The sequence below is a fragment of the Methylobacterium sp. PvR107 genome, from assembly GCF_017833295.1.
Taxonomy (GTDB): domain Bacteria; phylum Pseudomonadota; class Alphaproteobacteria; order Rhizobiales; family Beijerinckiaceae; genus Methylobacterium.
In genome coordinates, this window is sequence record NZ_JAFIBW010000001.1 from 2,063,975 (window position 1) to 2,082,059 (window position 18,085).

The window sequence follows — 18,085 nt, forward strand, 5'->3', positions numbered from 1 at the left end:
GCGCCTCAGTGGCGGAAATGGCGATGCCCTGTCAGGACCATCGCGAGACCGGCCTCGTCGGCTGCCGCGATCACGTCCGAATCGCGCATCGAGCCGCCCGGCTGGATCACCGCCGTCGCGCCCGCCTCGGCCGCCGCCAGCAGACCGTCGGCGAACGGGAAGAAGGCGTCCGACGCCACAACGGAACCGACCGCGAGGCTCTTCGGCAGATTGAGGCGCTTGGCGCCCTCCGCGGCCTTCCAGGCTGCGATGCGCGAGGAATCGACCCGCGACATCTGACCCGCGCCAATCCCCACGGTGGCGCCGTCCTTTGCGTACACGATGGCGTTCGACTTCACGTGCTTGGCGACCCGGTAGGCGAACCGCAGATCGGCGAGCTCGGCCTCGCTCGGTGCGCGCCGGGTGACGACCTGGAGCGGCATGTCGTCCACGACGGCCGCGTCCCGGCCCTGGACCAGCAGGCCGCCGGAGACGGAGCGCACCATCTCGCCGGCAGCTCGGGGATCGGGAAGGCCGCCGGCCAGGAGAAGCCGCAGGTTCTTCTTGGCCGCGACAATCGCCGCCGCCTCGGGCGTGGCGTCCGGAGCGATGATCACCTCGGTGAAAATCTCGACGATTCGACGGGCCGCCTCGGCGTCCAGCGTCCGGTTCAGCGCCACGATACCGCCGAAGGCCGAGGTCGGATCGCAGCTCAGCGCCCGCTCGTAGGCCTCCAGCAGGCTCGTGCCCTCGGCGACGCCGCACGGGTTGGCGTGCTTGATGATCGCCACCGCGGCCGAACGCGCCGGGTCGAACTCGGCGACGCATTCGTAGGCCGCATCGGTGTCGTTGAAGTTGTTGTAGGACAGCTCCTTGCCCTGAAGCTGGCGGGCCGTCGCCACGCCGGCGCGCACTCTGCCGGGAGCCCGGTAGAAGGCGGCTTTCTGGTGCGGGTTCTCACCGTAGCGCAAGCCCTGCGCGAGGGTTCCGCCAAAGGCACGGAACAGGGCCGGTTCGCCGGACCCGAAGCGGCCAGCCATCCAGTTGGCAATGGCCGCGTCGTAGGCGGCGGTGCGGGCAAACGCCTTCTGCGCCAGGCGGCGCCGCAGCTCCGCCCCGGTGGCACCGTTGTTGGCTTCCAGCGCGGCCAGCACGGCCGGATAATCCGCGGCGTCGGTGACGACGGCCACGTCGGCGTGGTTCTTGGCCGCCGCGCGGATCATGGCCGGCCCGCCGACATCAATGTTCTCGATGCAGTCGGCATCCGGCTTGTCGGCCGCGATGGTCGCCTCGAAGGGGTAGAGGTTCACCACCAGCAGGTCGATCGCGCCGATCCCGTGGGCGGCGAGCGCGGCCTGGTGCTCGGGGTTGTCGCGGATGGCGAGCAGGCCGCCATGTACCGCCGGATGCAGCGTCTTCACCCGGCCGTCCATCATCTCGGGAAAGCCGGTCAGGTCGGCGACCTCGGTCACCGGCAGGCCGGAATCCTGCAGCGCCCGGTGGGTGCCCCCCGTCGAGACCAGTGCGACGCCGCGCTCGTGCAGCGCCCGCGCGAAGTCGACGAGGCCGGTCTTGTCGGAGACCGAGAGGAGCGCGCGGGAGATCCGCACCTGATCGTGCGCCATAGCTTCGTGCCGGGGTTCGAGATTTCGGCGCGCGGTAGCATGGAAACGGGGATGCGGGCCAGCCGCCCTGTCAAGATGGCGCGACGCCCCTGAGGGGCGCCGAGGCCAGGCGCTCGAAGCTCCAGCGCACCTCGACATCCTCGGAGACCCGCAGGTGCAGCACGATCTGGTCGGTGCGGCGCGGTCCGGTCAGGCCCGAGAAGTACACGCTCTCCTCAAGGGTGATCTCGGCGTTCTCCGCGCGGAAGGTCCAGATCTCGCCGAGCGCCGAGGCGAGTTCGAGGCCTTCCGGAATTCCGCGTACGGCAATGCCGGGATGCAGGTGGAAGCGGATGGCGACGTTCTGGCCGCGCTGGCGCGCCCGGCTGGCGGCCTTGCCCTGGCGCAGGAAGGCATCCCGGCCCTCCAGGCGTGCGGTCGCGGCGAAAAGCTGCCAGCGGCGCTCGTGCACGATGCCGAAATCCCGCCCGTAACCGTCGTGGCGGGCCGCGAGGGTGACGCTGTCGACATCCTCGGCCCGCTCGGCCGCCACCTCGGACGGTCCGTCCAGCACCATGGGCCCGCGCCGCCGGATCAACCAGTCGGCCAGGCATCGATCTCCCCACCAGCCAGTGCGGGTGAGGAACCGGCACGAGGACGTGTCGGCGACCGAGGCGGTGGAATGCGCGGGCGTCGAGCGGGCGAGGAGGCGCAGATCCGGCCCACTCGCCGGCAGGCCGCAATTGACGATGATTCGCTGGGGGCCGCTCGACATCTCGAAAGCGAGGCAGCCCGCCCCGGCATTCACCGAGTAGGGCAGCGGCGGGCTCGCGCCGACATCGGCCACGATGACGACCCGGCCACCCTCCAGGCGCTCGTAGCCGGAGTTCGGGGCATGCATCAGCGGGCGGGCGAGCGCGCCGTCATAGACCAGCAGCGTCGCGAGATGGTCCGCATCGGTGGCGCCCATGCCGTTGAAATGGCTGAGCGAGGCATCGGGGTGCCGCAGCAGCCGCAGCAGCGGCAGCATCCGGTCGACGGCGCGCAGCAGCGCCAGAGGGGGCTCGACGCTGCGGCTCAGATAGCTCTGGCGCAGGGGCAGCAGGTCGAGCAGCAGCTCCATGGCGAAGCGCGGGTCGCGGGAGCGGTGGCCGCCGTCGGTGAGGATCTGCCGATCGAGTTCCCGCGACAGGATCCGGGTCGCCCGGCGCAGGATCGGCTGGATGCCGTCGCAGCACAGGCCGGCATAGCAGAGCGCCACCGCGGCGTTGAGGCGCCATTGCGGCGGCACGCCGCGCCGAATGTCGCGCTCGAGCTGCTGCGCGTTGCGGGCGATGGCCTTGAGGAAGCTCTGGTAGAAGCCGTGGTCGGCCCCCTCGAGCACGAGCGGGGACTGGCACAGGAATGAGATCAGCCGCCGGGCGGCCACCGGGGTGTGCCGGGCGAGCGCCGCGTCACCCCGTCCGGCGATGAAATCGGCCACGAAGGCGCGGGCATTCGCCCGGGCGAGCGCGGTGTCGGCGGCGCGCAGGTGCCGCAGCCAGCCGAAGCCGTAGAGCTCGTCGGCCCATTCCGGCGAGGGCGCGGCATAGTCGAAGGGCGAGCCGCCGCTCGCCGCCAGAGAGCGACCCGCGAAGACGAACAGGCCGGCGTAGATATCGTCCGCGAAGGTCGCATCGGAGGTGCGCAGATCCTGCGGAGCGATTACCAGCCCGGTCACCCGCATCCGGGCGAGGATGTCGGGCGGAGCGGTGACGCTGGCGCTGGCCGCGCGGACGGCGCGCGCGGCCTCGCGCGCGACGAGCCGATAGAAGCGCCAGCGGTCAGGCCCCCAAGCCACGCGATCTCCGAGCTGCGCGTTTTCACAAGGCCCCAAGGCCTTGAGCCCTCGTGGACGAGGATCGGCTGGCACCCGTTTCGTAAGGCTAGTGAGGGCCTCTTAACCGCCGGTTTACGCTATGTCATGTCCGACGCGGTGAAGGCGAACCACGGCGAGGCATCGGGATGCACACGCGCGGCGGGGACCTGCCTCACCCCGTCGTTCCGGGGCCGCGCAGCGGAGCCCGGGATCCGGAAACCCCACTCGCTCGAAAGTGTGCACGCATCAGCAGCTCCGGATTCCGGGCTCGCCTTCGGCGCCCCGGAATGACGAAGCCGATGGACTGCGTCGAGACCCGGATGCGGCGGTGAATCGTCCGAGGCCTGGTATCTTAGGCCCGCGCGGGTAAGAAACCCGCACCGATCCGGCCGCTGGCGGCCCTAGCCCGGAGCCAGCGCGGCGTCGAAGGCCTGCACGTTCGACCGCATCAGGTCCAGATAGGTTGCGGCCGGCCCGTTGGGCGCCGAGAGCGCGTCGGAATAGACCTTGCCGCCGAGTCGTGCACCGCCCTCGCGAGCGATCTGCTCCATCTGGCGCGGGTCGCTGATGTTCTCGAGGAAGACCGCGGGGACACGCTCCTTGCGGATCTGGCGGATGATCGCCGCGACATCCCGCGGGCTCGCCTCGCTGTCGGTGGACACGCCTTGCGGCGCGATGAAGCGGAGGCCGTAGGCCGCCGCGAAATAGCCGAAGGCGTCGTGCGTGGTGATGATCCGCCGCCGCTCCGGCGGTATGCGGGCGATCGCCGCCCGGACATCCCGCTCCAGCGCGTCGAGCTTGATGATGAAGCCGGCCGCGGCCTCGCGATAGGCGTCGGCATGGGCCGGATCGACCTGGGCGAGGCCATCCCGGATGTTGGCAACGTAGATCCGCACGTTGGCGACATCCTGCCAGGCATGCGGGTCGACGGCGTGATCCCCGTGTCCGTGGTCGCGGTCACCGAGGCCGTCGCCATGGGCGTGTTCGTCCTGCGCGGCGATCGGCGTGATCCCCGTTGAGGCGACCACCACCGGTGCGCGCGTGCCGGAGGCCCGGATCAGCCGGTCGAGCCAGCCCTCGAGCCCCAAGCCGTTGACGATGACGATGTCGGCCTCGGCGACCTTGCGTGCGTCGCCCGGTGAGGGGCTGAACCCGTGCGCGTCAGAGTCGGGCCCGACAAGCGTCGACACCGTCACGTGCGCGCCGCCGACCTCCCTGACCAGATCGGCCAGGATCGAGAAGCTCGCGATCGCGCGGACCGAACGCGCACCGGATTGCGCAGCGGCCGGCACGGCGAGGCCGAGACACAGCGCGAGACCCGCGAGCCACGCGATCCCGATCGTTGCCGCCGCCCGCCGCACCATGTCTACCTCCGCCCGCTGCGCGACATGGGGATTAGTGTAACATTGTTACATATACAAGCGGGATACAAGCCTGGCGCCAGATGCGCGGCGTCGGAGGCCGTCGCCGACCGCCGGTCACGACGGTGTCCAGGGCGTTAAGACGGAGGATTGCATGTCCCGACGTTTGAGAGCGGCCATCCTGATCACCGGTGCGCTCGGGCTGGGGCTGGCCGGCGCGGCCGTTGCACGCGACCATGGACCCGAGGGCTTCCGCGGGCACGGCCGCTGGAGCGCGCTCAGCCCCGAGGACCGCGCGGCCTTCACGGATGCCCGCATCGCGGCCCTGCATGCCGGCCTGAAGCTCAATCCCGATCAGGAGAAGCTGTGGCCGCCGGTGGAATCGGCGATCCGCGACATGGCGAAGCTGCGCCAGCAGCGCCGCGAGGCGATGCGCGACCGGCCCAAATTCGTCGACGATGCCCCCGCGGCCCTGCGGGCGATGGCGGATTCCGCGACCGCCCGTGGCGACGCCCTGCGCAAGCTCGCCGACGCCTCGCAGCCGCTCTACGCCAGCCTGGACCAGGACCAGAAGCGGCGCGCCATGATCCTCGCTCGGCCCATGGGCGGCCCTCGTCACGGCGGCTGGCACCACGGCCACGACGCCGATCGCGGACCGCACAGCGACGACCGCTGACCAAAAGCCTTGATCCGCGGCGGCGGCGGCGGCAAACCGCTGCCGCCGCACATCCTGTACGGGCGGCACGGATCCGACCCGGTAGGTTTCATGGCGCGCCTTCCCGGCGACACGGCTCCCCTCCTCGTCCGGCTCTGGCGCATCTGGCTGTATCCGCACCGGGCCACCCTCGCGGTCGTGCTGGTGCTGATCGCGCTGGTCGGCGCCTCGACCGGGCTCTACCCGGCGCTGATCAAGGCCGCGTTCGACGCCTTCGACCGCAAGGATGCGGCGGCCATCGCCTACGGGCCGCTCGTGGTGATCGTGGTCACGGCCACGCGCGGATTCGCACTCTACGGGCAGACGGTGCTGACCAACCGGGTGGTCACCCGGGTCGAGGCCGACATGCAGGCGGCGCTCTACGGGCACCTGATCGACTCGGATCTGGCCCAGCTCGGCCGTGAGAGCCCGGCGGCGCTCACCCAGCGCTTCACCACCGACTTCGCCTTCATCAAGGAGGCCCTGACCCGCATCTCCACGGTGCTGCTGCGCGACATCGCGATGCTGATCGGCCTCGTGGCGGCGCTGATCTGGATGGATCCGGTGCTGACACTGGTGGCCGGGCTCACGGTGCCGTTCGTGGCCGGGCCGATCGGCCGGATCGGCAAGAAGCTCCGGCGGGTCTCGACCTCGACCCAGGAGCAGATGGGCGCCACCGCCAGCCTGATCTCCGAGAGCCTGCAGGGCGCCCGCGTCGCCAAGACTTATGCGATGGAATCCTATCTGAAGGGCCGCGCCGCCGCGGCGCTCGACGAGGTCCGCCGCCTGAAGATGAAGGCCGCCAATGCCCGCGGGCGCCTCGACCCGCTGCTCGAGATCGGCGGCGGCATCGCGGTGGCGGGCGTGCTGGTGCTGGTCGGGCAGCGGGTTCTGGCGGGCGAGAAGACGGTCGGTGACTTCACCGGCTACGTGGCGGCCCTGCTGCTGGCCGCGCAGCCGGCCCGGGCCCTGGGCAACCTCAACGCCATCCTGCAAGAGGCGGCGGCCGCGCTGCGGCGCTACTTCGACGTTATGGATGAGGCGCCCGCCATCCGCGAGGCGCAGGATGCCCGGTCGTTGACGGTGAAAGCGGGCGCCATCCGTTTTGCGGGCGTGCACTTCCGCTATCGGCCGGACGCGCCGGCGCTGGAGGGCATCGATCTCACAGTCTCCGAGGGCTCCGTCACCGCGCTCGTCGGGCGCTCCGGATCGGGGAAATCCTCGCTGCTCAACCTCGTCCCGCGGCTCTACGACGTCACCGGCGGCGCCGTGACCATCGACGGCCAGGACGTGCGCGCCGTCACCCTGGCCTCCCTGCGCGCCGCCGTGGCGGTGGTCTCGCAGGAGGTCGTCCTGTTCGACGACACGATCGCCGCCAATATCGGCTTCGGCCGTCCGGGGGCGACCCGTGCGGAGATCGAGGCGGCGGCGGCCGCGGCCGCGGCCCACGGCTTCGTCATGGCCCTGCCGGAGGGCTACGAATTCCGGGTCGGCCCCGGCGGCGGCCGGCTCTCCGGCGGTGAACGGCAGCGCGTGGCGCTCGCCCGCGCCTTCCTCAAGGACGCGCCGATCCTGCTTCTCGACGAGGCGACCTCGGCCCTCGATTCCGAATCGGAGCGCTTGGTCCAGGAAGCGCTGACCCGGCTGATGCGCGGCCGCACCACCCTGGTCATCGCCCATCGCCTCTCGACGGTGCGCGACGCCGATCAGATCGCCGTGATGGAAGCCGGCCGGGTGATCGAGACCGGGCGGCACGACGTCCTCATCGCGGCCGGCGGCGCCTATGCGCGCCTGCACCGTCTGCAATTGTCGGAGCCCGCGACCGCGGAATGACTCGCATATCCGGCGCCGCCGTCATGCGCCGGCTCCGTAGATTCGCGCGCCGGAGCGCGCCATAAGGGCGTCAGCCGATGAGGACCACACCGTGAGCGACCTGACGTTCGAGATCCAGAGTCATCCCGCCCCGCGGGCCGCCGAGGAGCGGGCAGCGCTGATGGCGAATCCCGGCTTCGGCAAGGTGTTCACCGACCACATGGTGGTGGCGCGCTACGAGGCCGGCCGCGGCTGGCACGACGCGCGGATCCAGGCGCGCCAGGCGATCCCCCTCGATCCCGCCTCCGCGGTGCTGCACTACGCCCAGGAGATCTTCGAGGGCCTCAAGGCCTACCGCACCGCCGATGGCGGCGCCGCCCTGTTCCGGCCGGACGCCAACGCGCGCCGCTTCCGCCACTCGGCCGAGCGCCTGGCGATCGCGCCGTTTCCGGAGACCGCGTTCGTCGAGGCGATGCACAAGCTCGTCAAGATCGATCGGGCGTGGATCCCCAACACGCCGGACGGCAGCCTCTATCTGCGGCCGTTCATGATCGCCACGGAGGCGTTCCTCGGGGTGAGGCCGGCCTCCGAGTACCTGTTCATCACCATCGCGTCGGCGGTGGGCTCGTACTTCAAGGATCCGAACAGCGCCGTCTCGGTCTGGGTGTCGGAGCACTACACGCGGGCCGCCCCGGGCGGCACCGGCGCGGCCAAGTGCGGCGGCAATTACGCGGCGAGCCTCGCGGCACAATCGGAGGCTGTCGCGCAGGGTTGCGAGCAGGTCGTGTTCCTCGACGCGGTCGAGCGCCGCTACATCGAGGAACTCGGCGGCATGAACGTGTTCTTCGTGTTCGAGGACGGGACCTTGGTCACCCCGCCACTCTCGGACAGCATCCTGCACGGGATCACCCGCGACTCGGTGATCACGCTGGCGCGGGAAGTCGGTCTCACCGTGAAGGAAGAGCCCTACACGATCGATGCCTGGCGTGCCGATGTGCGGGAGGGCCGCCTTACCGAGGCCTTCGCCTGCGGCACGGCGGCGGTGATCACACCGATCGGCACCGTGAAGGGCCGGGAGGAGACCTTCACCATCGGGACCGGCAAGGCCGGGCCGGTGGCCCAGCGGCTGCGAAGCCTGCTGGTGGACATCCAGCGGGGCAACACCAATGACGCCCATGGCTGGTTCCAGAAGGTTTTTTGAGACGTTCGATCTGCGTGTACGGGCGGTGAGCGGGGTGAATTCGCTCCGCCTGCACCGCGGCTCCGCCACGTGCCCGCCCTTCCCCCATTGCGGGGGAGGGAGGAAGACGCACGGATGACCGACGCGCCAGCCCAAACTCCGGAACCGGCCATCGGCCCCTGGAACCCGGGCGTCCGGTCCGATCTGCCGTCCGCGTTCCTACCGCTGGTCACCGTCTACCGGGCCGAGCACGTCGAGACGCCGCTCCGCGACGCCCTGGATCTGAGCGACCTCTGCGGGCTGCCCGCCCGGCAGCTCACCCGGTTCCGGGCCGGTCGCCTCGTCGTCCACGAGGTCCTGATCCGGGTCATGTCGGACCTGTCGGTGCCGGTGGGCGCGGTCTACGCCGATCTCGGCGTGAACTTCCGGGCCATCGTCGCCACGATCCTGCGCGAGGGGATCGAGCCGCGCCTCGGCCAGGTCGAGGCCGCCCTGGCCGGGATCCGCGCCGAGGCCGACGCGGTGCTCGCCCGCGAGGTCGGCGCCATCCTGGACGACCCGCCGGCCCCAAAGCCGCCGGAGCCGCGTTGGCTCGACCGACTCCTTGGACGCCGCCCGCCGGTCATCGAACCCCCGCGCGAGGATCTCGCGACCCGGGCCCTGCGCCATCTCGAAACCTGGCAGCGGCGCGCCGCCGAAGCCGGCGACGCCCTTGAGATCGCCGCCTGTGAGGCGCTGCGCACCGTGGTGTCGGGTCTCATCGCCCGGCAGAATGCCGTCATCCGCGACGCGGCCCTGCTGCGAACCATCGCGGGGACGCTGGTCTCGAACGGCTACGGCAGCCGCCGCATCGGCGAACTGATCGAGCCCTGGATCGGCGCGGTGGTGGACGCGCACGGCTACCGCCGGCTCGCGCCGCAGGACCATCCGGTGGTGATGAACGTCAAGGGCGCCTCGGCCTCCGGCAAGAGCACGATCCGCCCCTACCAGCTCGGGCTTGCCAGGCGCCTCGGCATGGCGTGGTCGGATTTCGCGGTCATCACCCCGGATGTCTGGCGCAAGTACCTCCTCGACTACGACAGCCTGGGAGCCGCCTCACGCTACGCCGGGACGCTCACCGGCTACGAGGTCGAGATCATCGACATGAAGCTCGACCGCTACGTCACCCGCAAAGCGGCCGAGCGGCGGATCTCGAACCTGTTGATCGACCGGTTCCGGTTCGACAGCTTCCAGGCGGAGGCCGGATCCGACGGCGGCGGCCAGCTGCTCACGCGGTTCGGCGACCGGGTCTACATGCAGTTCATGGTCACGCCCCCGGCCGACACCGTCGAGCGGGCCTGGAAGCGCGGCGAGCTGTTCGGCCGCTACAAGGCCGTGGAGGACCTGCTGGCCCACAACGTCGAGGCCTATACCGGGATGCCGCGCCTGTTCTTCAACTGGGCGCTGTCGCGGGACAAGCAGGTGGTCTGCGAGTTCCTCGACAACAGCGTGCCGCTGGGCGAGCGACCGCGCACGATCGCGTTCTGGGCGGACGGTATCCTCAACATCCTCGACGTGAAGGGGCTGATCGACATCGATCGCTTCCGGAAAGTCGACATCTTCGCCCGCGGCCCCGAAGCGGTGTTCAACGGCGCCGACCTCTCGGCATCCGCCAACACCGCCTTCCTGAGCGAATGCCTGCGCAGGATGGCCGTGGTCCGCTTCGTACAGGCCGAGACCGGACGGGCGATCCTGCGCCTCGACCGCGGGCGGATCACCGCGCTGGATCCCGGCGCCCTGGCCGCGGTAAAGGAAGGGTCGGAATGGGCGGCGGCCTGCGCGCTCATCGGCTTTCCGGCCGATCCGGGCCCGATCCCCGTCCTCGACGAAACGCTGGACCCGGCCGATGCGCCGACGCTCGGTACCTGGGGGCCTGGGACAGCCACGGAGGCCTTATAGCGACGGCGGGCGGCACAGTCCGGGTCTTCGTGTGAAAGCCGCGGTCGATGCCGCTCCCACCGTCATCACGAGCGACGCGATGTGACCCAGGGCGGCCCGACATCCGAAGTCTCGGCGCTTCCCTGGATAGGTTTCGCCCCGCTTGCAAGGACGGCGGCGGATCGATGCCGGGAAGCGTCCTCATCGTCCGTCGGGAGGCCCTGCCGCCTCATCCGGCCCGGGCGTGAAACGGAATAATATCTCCTGCCTGACAGTTCATCCCGTCCGTCTCACGCTGGTATATTGCATACCTAGAACAGATGTGCATGATGATCGGCGCACTCGAGACGCCGCCACAGCAAGGCCGCGCCGCCCAAGAGAAGAGGCTCAGGGATGGAACGCCAGGACTCGCCTTCGGCGAAATGGTGGCAGCTCGCCTTCGGCGTGATCTGCATGGCCATGATCGCCAACCTTCAATACGGTTGGACGTTGTTCGTCGATCCGATCGACCAGCGATATCACTGGGGCCGCGCGGCGATCCAGCTCGCCTTCACGCTGTTCGTCGCTACCGAGACCTGGCTGGTCCCGGTCGAGGCTTGGTTCGTCGACCGCTACGGCCCGAAGATCGTGGTCGCCTTCGGCGGCGTGATGATCGCCCTGGCCTGGACGATCGACGCCTACGCCGACAGCCTGTTCATGCTGTATCTCGGAGCCGTGATCGCCGGCATCGGCGCGGGCTCGGTGTACGGCACCTGCGTGGGCAACGCCCTCAAGTGGTTTCCGCATCGCCGCGGTCTCGCCGCCGGCGCCACGGCTGCCGGTTTCGGCGCGGGTGCGGCCATCACGGTCGTCCCGATCGCCCGCATGATCGCCTCCAACGGCTACCAGGATGCCTTCCTGTACTTCGGTATCGGTCAGGGCGTCGTGGTGTTCGCCCTCGCCTTCCTGCTGCGCAAGCCGTCGACCACCACGCCGGTTCAGCGGAAGAGCACGCGCCTGCCGCAGACCAAGGTCGACCGCAGCCCCCGCGAGGCGGTGCGCACCCCGGTCTTCTGGGTGATGTACGCGATGTTCGTGATGGTCGCGTCGGGCGGCCTGATGGCGGCGGCGCAGATCGCCCCGATTGCCCACGACTTCCAGGTGGCCGGCGTGCCGGTAAGCCTGTTCGGCCTCCAGATGGCCGCGCTGACGCTGGCGATCTCGCTCGACCGGATCTTCGACGGGTTCGGCCGGCCGTTCTTCGGCTTCGTCTCTGACCATATCGGCCGCGAGAACACGATGTTCATCGCCTTCTCGACGGCGGCGCTGGCGGTGATCGTGCTGCTGACCTACGGGCATATCCCGATGGTCTTCGTCTTCGCCACGGCGGTGTATTTCGGAGTGTTCGGCGAGATCTACTCGCTGTTCCCGGCGACCTGCGGCGACACGTTCGGCTCGAAGTACGCCGCCAGCAATGCCGGCCTGCTCTACACCGCCAAGGGCACCGCCGCCTTCCTGGTTCCGTTCGCCAGCCTGCTCTCAGCGGCTTACGGCTGGTCGGCGGTGTTCGCGCTGATCATCGTTCTCAACGTGACGGCGGCGGCGATGGCGATGTTCCTCCTGCGGCCGATGCGAGCCCGCTACCTCGCCGCGGAGGAGCATCCCGCGGCGCTCAGCGCCCAGCCGATCCGGGCGGCCTGACCGACCCCTGCGCCGCGACGTCACTCAAGCGACGCCCACCCTTACGGATCCCCCCCTCCCCTGCATCGGGAGTTTGGGAGATCCTCGGCCAACCGGCGCCGAGAGCCGCCCGTACTGACACCGATCCTCCGGGAGAAACCGTGATGACCGCACTCGCCAAGATCGTCCACCCCACGCCCGAGGTCGAGGCGGAGCCCGACCTGACCGACGGCTTCCACCTCGTCATCGACGCGCTCAAGCTCAACGGCATCGAGACGATCTACGGCGTACCGGGCATCCCGATCACCGATCTCGGCCGCATGGCGCAGGCCGAGGGCATGCGGGTGATCTCGTTCCGGCACGAGCAGCATGCCGGCAACGCCGCGGCGATCGCCGGATTCCTCACCCAGAAGCCGGGCATCTGCCTCACCGTCTCGGCCCCGGGCTTCCTGAACGGCCTGACGGCGCTCGCCAACGCCACCACCAACTGCTTCCCGATGATCCTGATCTCGGGCTCCTCCGAGCGCGAGATCGTCGACCTGCAGCAGGGCGACTACGAGGAGATGGACCAGCTCGCCATCGCCAAGCCCCTGTGCAAGGCGGCGTTCCGGGTGCTGCACGCGGCCGATATCGGCATCGGCGTGGCGCGGGCCATCCGCGCCGCCTGCTCCGGCCGGCCGGGCGGCGTCTATCTCGACCTGCCCGCCAAGCTGTTCGCCCAGGTGATCGACGCCGAGGCCGGCCGCAAGTCGCTTGTGAAGGTGATCGATCCGGCTCCGGCCCAGCACCCCGCCCCCGAAGCGATCGCGCGGGCGCTGGAGGTGCTCAAATCCGCCCGGCGTCCGCTGATCGTGCTCGGCAAGGGCGCCGCCTACGCCCAGGCCGACGAGGCGATCCGCGCCCTCGTGGAGACCAGCGGCATCCCGTATGTGCCGATGAGCATGGCCAAGGGCCTCCTGCCCGACACCCATCCGCTCTCGGCCGGCGCTGCGCGCTCGACGGCCCTGAAGGACTCCGACGTCGTGCTGCTGATCGGCGCCCGGCTGAACTGGCTGCTGTCGCACGGCAAGGGCAAGAGCTGGGGCGAGCCGGGCTCGACCAAGTTCATCCAGATCGACATCGAGCCCCGCGAAATGGACTCGAACGTCGAGATCGTCGCGCCCGTGGTCGGCGACATCGCCTCCTGCGTGCAGGCGCTGCTGGAGGGCATGGGCAAGGGCTGGCAGCAGCCCCCGTCCGACTGGATCGAGACGCTGAAGTCGAAGCGCGAGGCGAACATCGCCAAGATGGCGCCGAAGCTGATGAGCAACGCCTCGCCCATGACCTTCCACGCCGCGCTCGGCGCGTTGCGCACCATCATCAAGGAGCGGCCGGACGCGATCCTGGTCAACGAAGGCGCCAACACCCTCGACCTCGCCCGCGGCATCATCGACATGTACCAGCCGCGCAAGCGCCTGGATGTCGGCACCTGGGGTATCATGGGCATCGGCATGGGCTTCGCCGTCGCGGCCGCGGTCGAGACCGGCAAGCCGGTGCTCTGCGTCGAGGGCGACAGCGCCTTCGGCTTCTCCGGCATGGAGGTCGAGACGATCTGCCGTTACGGGTTGCCGGTCTGCATCGTAGTGTTCAACAACAACGGCATCTATCGCGGCACCGACACCGACCCGACCGGCCGTGACCCGGCTACGACGGTCTTCGTGCAGGATTCCCGCTACGACAAGATGATGGAGGCCTTCGGCGGCGTCGGCTACAACGTCACCACGCCGGACGAGCTGACCCGCGCGGTCAACGAGGCGATGAATTCGGGCCGCCCGGCCCTGATCAACGCCGTCATCGACCCGGCCGCTGGCAGCGAGAGCGGCAATATCGGCAGCCTCAACCCGCAGAGCGGCATCAAGAAGAAGAAGTGAGGTTTAAATCCTCGCGAGATCTCTGATCCGAACCATCGAAGCCGGGCTCGCGTATCGAGCCCGGCCCCTTTCCTTGATGAGAACGGCATCGCGGGTCCGTGCGGGATGGCGATCCGCTGAAGCTCCTGACCGCCCGGAGATCTTCACCCGCACCGACGTCTCGCGCGACGCGAAGTGACCCAGGGCAGCGCGGCCGCGATCCGCGCGGAGCGACCGGATTGCTTCGCTGCGCTCGCTTAGACGGCGGCGGATCGGTCATCCGTTCGGTGACGGTGCATCCATGATCGATCCGGACCTCGCCGGCCGCCTGCATTTCCGCCATCGGCTGCCCACCGGCGAGCCCCTCCCCCCCGGACGGCACGAGCTCGGCCTCTTCGCCGAGCGCGACGCGGTGCTGGTGGTCCCCGAGCGCCTCGAGCCGCGCCGCCCCTGCCCGCTCGTGGTGCTGTTCCATGGCGGCGGCGGCAGTGCCGAGCGCATCCTGCCGATGCTGGAGGGGCACGCGCAGGCCGAGCGCTTCCTGCTTCTCGTCCCGCAATCGCTGTTCCCGACCTGGGACATCGTCATCGCCGGCCACGGGCCGGACCGGGAGCGGGTTGCCGCGGCACTCGACGCGGTGGCCGACCGCTTCCTGCTCGATCCGGAGCGGCTCTGCTTCGCCGGCCACTCGGATGGCGGCAGCTACACCCTTTCCCTCGGGCTGGCGAACGGCGACGTCGCCAGCCACCTCATCGTCTCGTCAGCCGGGTTCCTGTCGGTACACGTGCAGGTCGGCGCGCCGCGAATGTTCCTCTCGCACGGCCTCCGGGACGAGCAGATCCCGATCGCGCGGAGCGCACGCATCCACGTGCCCCGGCTGCGGGAAGCCGGCTACGACGTGACCTATGTCGAGTATGACGGCCCCCACGCGCACCAGCCGCCTGTCGTGGCGCAGGCCGTGGCGTTCTTCATGGCGGGGACCGAAGGCGTGGCCTAGCGCTCCTGGCCGGATAGGACACCGGTCCGGCGCGCCTGCGCGCCCTGGCGGGGGCTAGACGGGCGGCAAACGAAGTCCGAGCCCTTCGTCCTTACGAGCGGAGCGAAGCAATCCAGGAGCGCCCCGCCCGGCGATCCGGCGATGTCGCGCGGCCCTGAACTGCTTCGCTCCGCGCGCAAAGACGGGCTGGATTTCGCCGCACGTGTCAGAGGCCGATCCCTGCGCCCCGCCCTGCCGTTGCCGAGCGATGGACCGCAAGCAAAGCTGTCTTGCGTCCCGACATGAAAAAGGACGGCGCCCGGGGGCGCCGTCCTGGCTTCGGAGCGGGAGGATGGCGGTCGATCAGACCGCGCGGGACTCGTGCATCGCCCGGATCTGTTCCGGCGTGTAGCCCAGATCCGCCAGCACCTCGTCGGTATGCTCGCCGAGCAGCGGCGAGGCCTTCACCTCGACCTTCAGGTCGGAGAACTTGATCGGGCTCCCGACGGTTAGGTACTTGCCGAGCTTCGGGTGCGCCACCTCGACCACGGTGCCGCTCTCGCGCAGGGACTTGTCCTCGGCGATCTCCTTCATCGACAGGACCGGCGCGCAGGGGATGTCGTAGGTGCGCAGGATGTCCACCGCCTCGAACTTGGTCTTGTCGGCGAGCCACTCCTCGATCGTCTTGAAGATGTCGAAGATCTTGTCCTGGCGCGCCCGCGGCGTGTTGTAGGCGGGATCGGCTATCCACTCCTCCTTGCCGAGAACCTTGCAGATCGGCGCCCAGGCATGGCCCTGGATCGTGAAGTAGATGTAGGCGTTCGGGTCGGTCTCCCAGCCCTTGCACTTCAGCACCCAGCCCGGCTGGCCGCCGCCGCCCGCATTGCCGCCGCGCGGCACCACGTCGGAGAACTCGCCGTGGGGGTATTGCGGGTATTCCTCAAGGTAGCCGAGCGCGTCGAGACGCTGCTGGTCGCGCAGCTTCACCCGGCAGAGGTTGATGACCGAGTCCTGCATCGACACGGCGACCTTCTGGCCCTTGCCGGTCTTGTTTTTCTGGTGGAGCGCCGTGAGGATTCCGATGGCGAGGTGCATGCCGGTGTTGGAATCACCGAGCGCGGCTGCGCTGACGGTGGGCGGTCCGTCCCAGAAGCCCGTGGTCGAGGCGGCACCGCCCGCGCACTGAGCGACGTTCTCGTAGACCTTCAGGTCCTCGTAATGGTGGCCGTCCGAGAAGCCCTTCACCGAGGCCAGGATCATGCCCGGGTTCAGCTCCTGGATCCGCGCCCAGGAGAAGCCCATCCGATCCAGCGCGCCGGGGCCGAAATTCTCGACCATGACGTCCGAATCCTGGATCAGCTTCTCCAGAACTTCCTTGCCGGCCTGGGTCTTGGTGTCGAGGGTCAGCGAGCGCTTGTTCGAGTTCAGCATCGTGAAGTAGAGCGCGTCCGCGTCCTCGACGTGGCGCAGCTGAGTGCGGGTCACGTCGCCGGCGCCGGGGCGCTCGACCTTGATCACGTCGGCACCGAACCAAGCGAGCAGCTGCGTGCAGGCAGGCCCGGCCTGGACGTGCGTGAAGTCGATGATCTTGATCCCTTCCAACGGCTGGCTCATTGGGCGTTCTCCCTGTGCGGTTTGGTGATCGGGACCTTCGGGTCTCGTCCGGCGGGCTTAAGGTGCCCGGCGCGACGGATCCGAGGAGGCTTCGAGTTCGGCCACGCGCTGGCGCAGGCGCTTCTCCTCGGCCCAGCGCGCGGTCTCGTCGCGGATCACCGCGACGATCCCGGTCACCCGGTCGGAGGCGTCCCGCACCATCCCCACCGTGAAGGCGATGGAGAGCTGGCGGCCGTCCTTGTGGATCGCCGGCACCCGCAGGGTCTCCGCCCCATACCGGGTGACGCCGGTGTGCATCGTCTTCGCGTAACCGTCCCAGTGGCGGCGCCGGTGCCGCTCGGGCGTGATCAGGTCGAGGGTCTCGCCGAGCGCTTCCGCGGCGGTAAAGCCGAAGATCCGCTCGGCCGCAGGATTCCAGACCGTGATCGCACCCTCGGGATCGGCCACCACCACGGCATCGCCGATCGCCTCCGCGAGGCCTTCGAGCTCGCGGGCGGATGCGGCGGCCGTGCAGGTCGCTGCCTCTGTCATGCGCGGCCCTTCCCCCCACCAGTGGAGCTAAAGTTCCGACTTGTCGGCGCCGTATCGTGCGAATGCGCTCGGTCGGTTGGTATTTGGTATGCCATATGCCGGAAGACGTCAACGGCTGGGCAGAAGACTGCACTTTCATGCCGGAGGAAGTGTAGCGCGCCGGCACGGCCGCAGCGTGCCCCGCCCGGCACCGCTTGGGTGCTATCGCCTTCTCAGATTTGCCGCTTTCGGCGAGCAGGTACCGGCAAGCCCCGAGGCACCGGCCAGCGGCTCGGCCGACCTGGAGACCATTTCGGTGATCCGTTTCGAGAAAGTCAGCAAAGTCTACCGCACGGACGGCCATCGGCGGACCATCCTTGAACAGGCGTCATTCAGCCTGAAGCCCGGCGTCTCCTACGGAATTCTCGGCATCAACGGCGCCGGCAAGTCTACCACGATGCGGCTGATCGCGGGGACGGAGGATCCGACGCGCGGGAAGATCCACCGCGGCGTGCGGGTTTCCTGGCCCCTCGGCTTCGCCGGCGGATTCCACCCGAAGATGACCGGACGTGACAACGTCACCTTCGTGTCCCGGATCTACGGCGAGGATCCCCGAAAGGTCCTCGACTTCGTGGAGGATTTCTCCGAGCTCGGCAGCTACCTGGACGTCCCGATCTACACCTACTCGTCCGGCATGGGCGCGCGGCTCGCCTTCGGGATGAGCATGGCGATTCCATTCGACTGCTATCTGATCGACGAGATCACCTCGGTGGGCGACGCCCGTTTCTCCAAGCGCTGCGACGAAGTCTTCTCTCAGCGGTGCAAGCATGCCGACATCATCATGATCTCGCACTCGATGGAGACGATCCGGAAATGGTGCTCGCAGGGCCTCGTGCTGCTCAACGGGCGCGCGATCGTCTACGAGAATGTCGACGACGCCATCGAGGTCTACCGACGCCTCAACGCCTGAGGCGTCCCGGATCGCGGCCGTAAAGACATGCTTTTGCCGTCTCGGCGTGGGACGGGGCTCGG

At 69.3% G+C, this 18,085-nt stretch carries 13 protein-coding genes; 8 read left to right on the forward strand and 5 right to left on the reverse strand.

The window, feature by feature from the left end; genetic code table 11:
- Positions 1-5: 5 nt before the first annotated feature.
- The 3 genes from purH to JOE48_RS09735 form a co-directional block, all read right to left on the reverse strand.
- Entirely contained in the window at positions 6-1,604 is a 1,599-nt protein-coding gene (gene purH, locus JOE48_RS09725; protein ID WP_210029447.1) for a bifunctional phosphoribosylaminoimidazolecarboxamide formyltransferase/IMP cyclohydrolase, read from the reverse strand.
- Positions 1,605-1,674: 70 nt separating this feature from the next.
- The gene (locus JOE48_RS09730) at positions 1,675-3,423 is read right to left on the reverse strand and encodes a heparinase II/III family protein (protein WP_210029448.1); all 1,749 of its coding nucleotides are present in this window, start codon (positions 3,421-3,423) and stop codon (positions 1,675-1,677) included.
- A 419-nt stretch (positions 3,424-3,842) separates the two neighbouring features.
- Entirely contained in the window at positions 3,843-4,805 is a 963-nt protein-coding gene (locus JOE48_RS09735) for a metal ABC transporter substrate-binding protein (protein WP_210029450.1), read from the reverse strand.
- A gap of 151 nt (positions 4,806-4,956) precedes the next feature.
- Between JOE48_RS09735 and JOE48_RS09740 the strand changes: the two genes are divergently transcribed.
- The 7 genes from JOE48_RS09740 (at position 4,957) to JOE48_RS09770 (ending at position 14,950) form a co-directional block, all read left to right on the forward strand.
- Positions 4,957-5,478, forward strand: a complete 522-nt coding sequence (locus JOE48_RS09740; protein ID WP_210029451.1) for a Spy/CpxP family protein refolding chaperone — start codon at positions 4,957-4,959, stop codon at positions 5,476-5,478.
- A 90-nt stretch (positions 5,479-5,568) separates the two neighbouring features.
- Positions 5,569-7,329: an ABC transporter ATP-binding protein gene (locus tag JOE48_RS09745; RefSeq protein WP_210029452.1), complete on the forward strand. Its 1,761-nt coding sequence runs from the start codon at positions 5,569-5,571 to the stop codon at positions 7,327-7,329.
- Positions 7,330-7,420: 91 nt separating this feature from the next.
- The gene (locus JOE48_RS09750; RefSeq protein ID WP_210029453.1) at positions 7,421-8,509 is read left to right on the forward strand and encodes a branched-chain amino acid aminotransferase; all 1,089 of its coding nucleotides are present in this window, start codon (positions 7,421-7,423) and stop codon (positions 8,507-8,509) included.
- Positions 8,510-8,623: 114 nt separating this feature from the next.
- On the forward strand, positions 8,624-10,426 hold the full coding sequence (locus JOE48_RS09755; RefSeq protein WP_210029454.1) for a hypothetical protein: 1,803 nt from the start codon (positions 8,624-8,626) through the stop codon (positions 10,424-10,426).
- Positions 10,427-10,798: 372 nt separating this feature from the next.
- Positions 10,799-12,085 (forward strand): oxalate/formate MFS antiporter, encoded by a 1,287-nt coding sequence (gene oxlT / locus JOE48_RS09760; RefSeq protein ID WP_210029456.1) that lies wholly within the window; start codon positions 10,799-10,801, stop codon positions 12,083-12,085.
- 143 nt (positions 12,086-12,228) lie between these two features.
- The gene (oxc, locus tag JOE48_RS09765) at positions 12,229-13,974 is read left to right on the forward strand and encodes an oxalyl-CoA decarboxylase (RefSeq protein ID WP_210029457.1); all 1,746 of its coding nucleotides are present in this window, start codon (positions 12,229-12,231) and stop codon (positions 13,972-13,974) included.
- A 280-nt stretch (positions 13,975-14,254) separates the two neighbouring features.
- Positions 14,255-14,950: an alpha/beta hydrolase gene (locus JOE48_RS09770; RefSeq protein ID WP_210029458.1), complete on the forward strand. Its 696-nt coding sequence runs from the start codon at positions 14,255-14,257 to the stop codon at positions 14,948-14,950.
- 342 nt (positions 14,951-15,292) lie between these two features.
- Here the strand turns inward: JOE48_RS09770 and frc are convergent, their stop codons facing one another.
- Complete coding sequence (frc, locus tag JOE48_RS09775; RefSeq protein WP_210029459.1) at positions 15,293-16,543, reverse strand: formyl-CoA transferase; 1,251 nt, start codon at positions 16,541-16,543, stop codon at positions 15,293-15,295.
- 57 nt (positions 16,544-16,600) lie between these two features.
- Positions 16,601-17,074 carry a PAS domain-containing protein gene (locus tag JOE48_RS09780; RefSeq protein WP_210029460.1) on the reverse strand — a complete coding sequence of 158 codons (474 nt, stop codon included), beginning with the start codon at positions 17,072-17,074 and terminating at the stop codon, positions 16,601-16,603.
- A gap of 295 nt (positions 17,075-17,369) precedes the next feature.
- Here JOE48_RS09780 and JOE48_RS09785 point away from each other — a divergent pair, with 295 nt between their 5' ends.
- Entirely contained in the window at positions 17,370-18,023 is a 654-nt protein-coding gene (locus JOE48_RS09785; protein ID WP_210029461.1) for an ABC transporter ATP-binding protein, read from the forward strand.
- Positions 18,024-18,085: the final 62 nt, after the last annotated feature.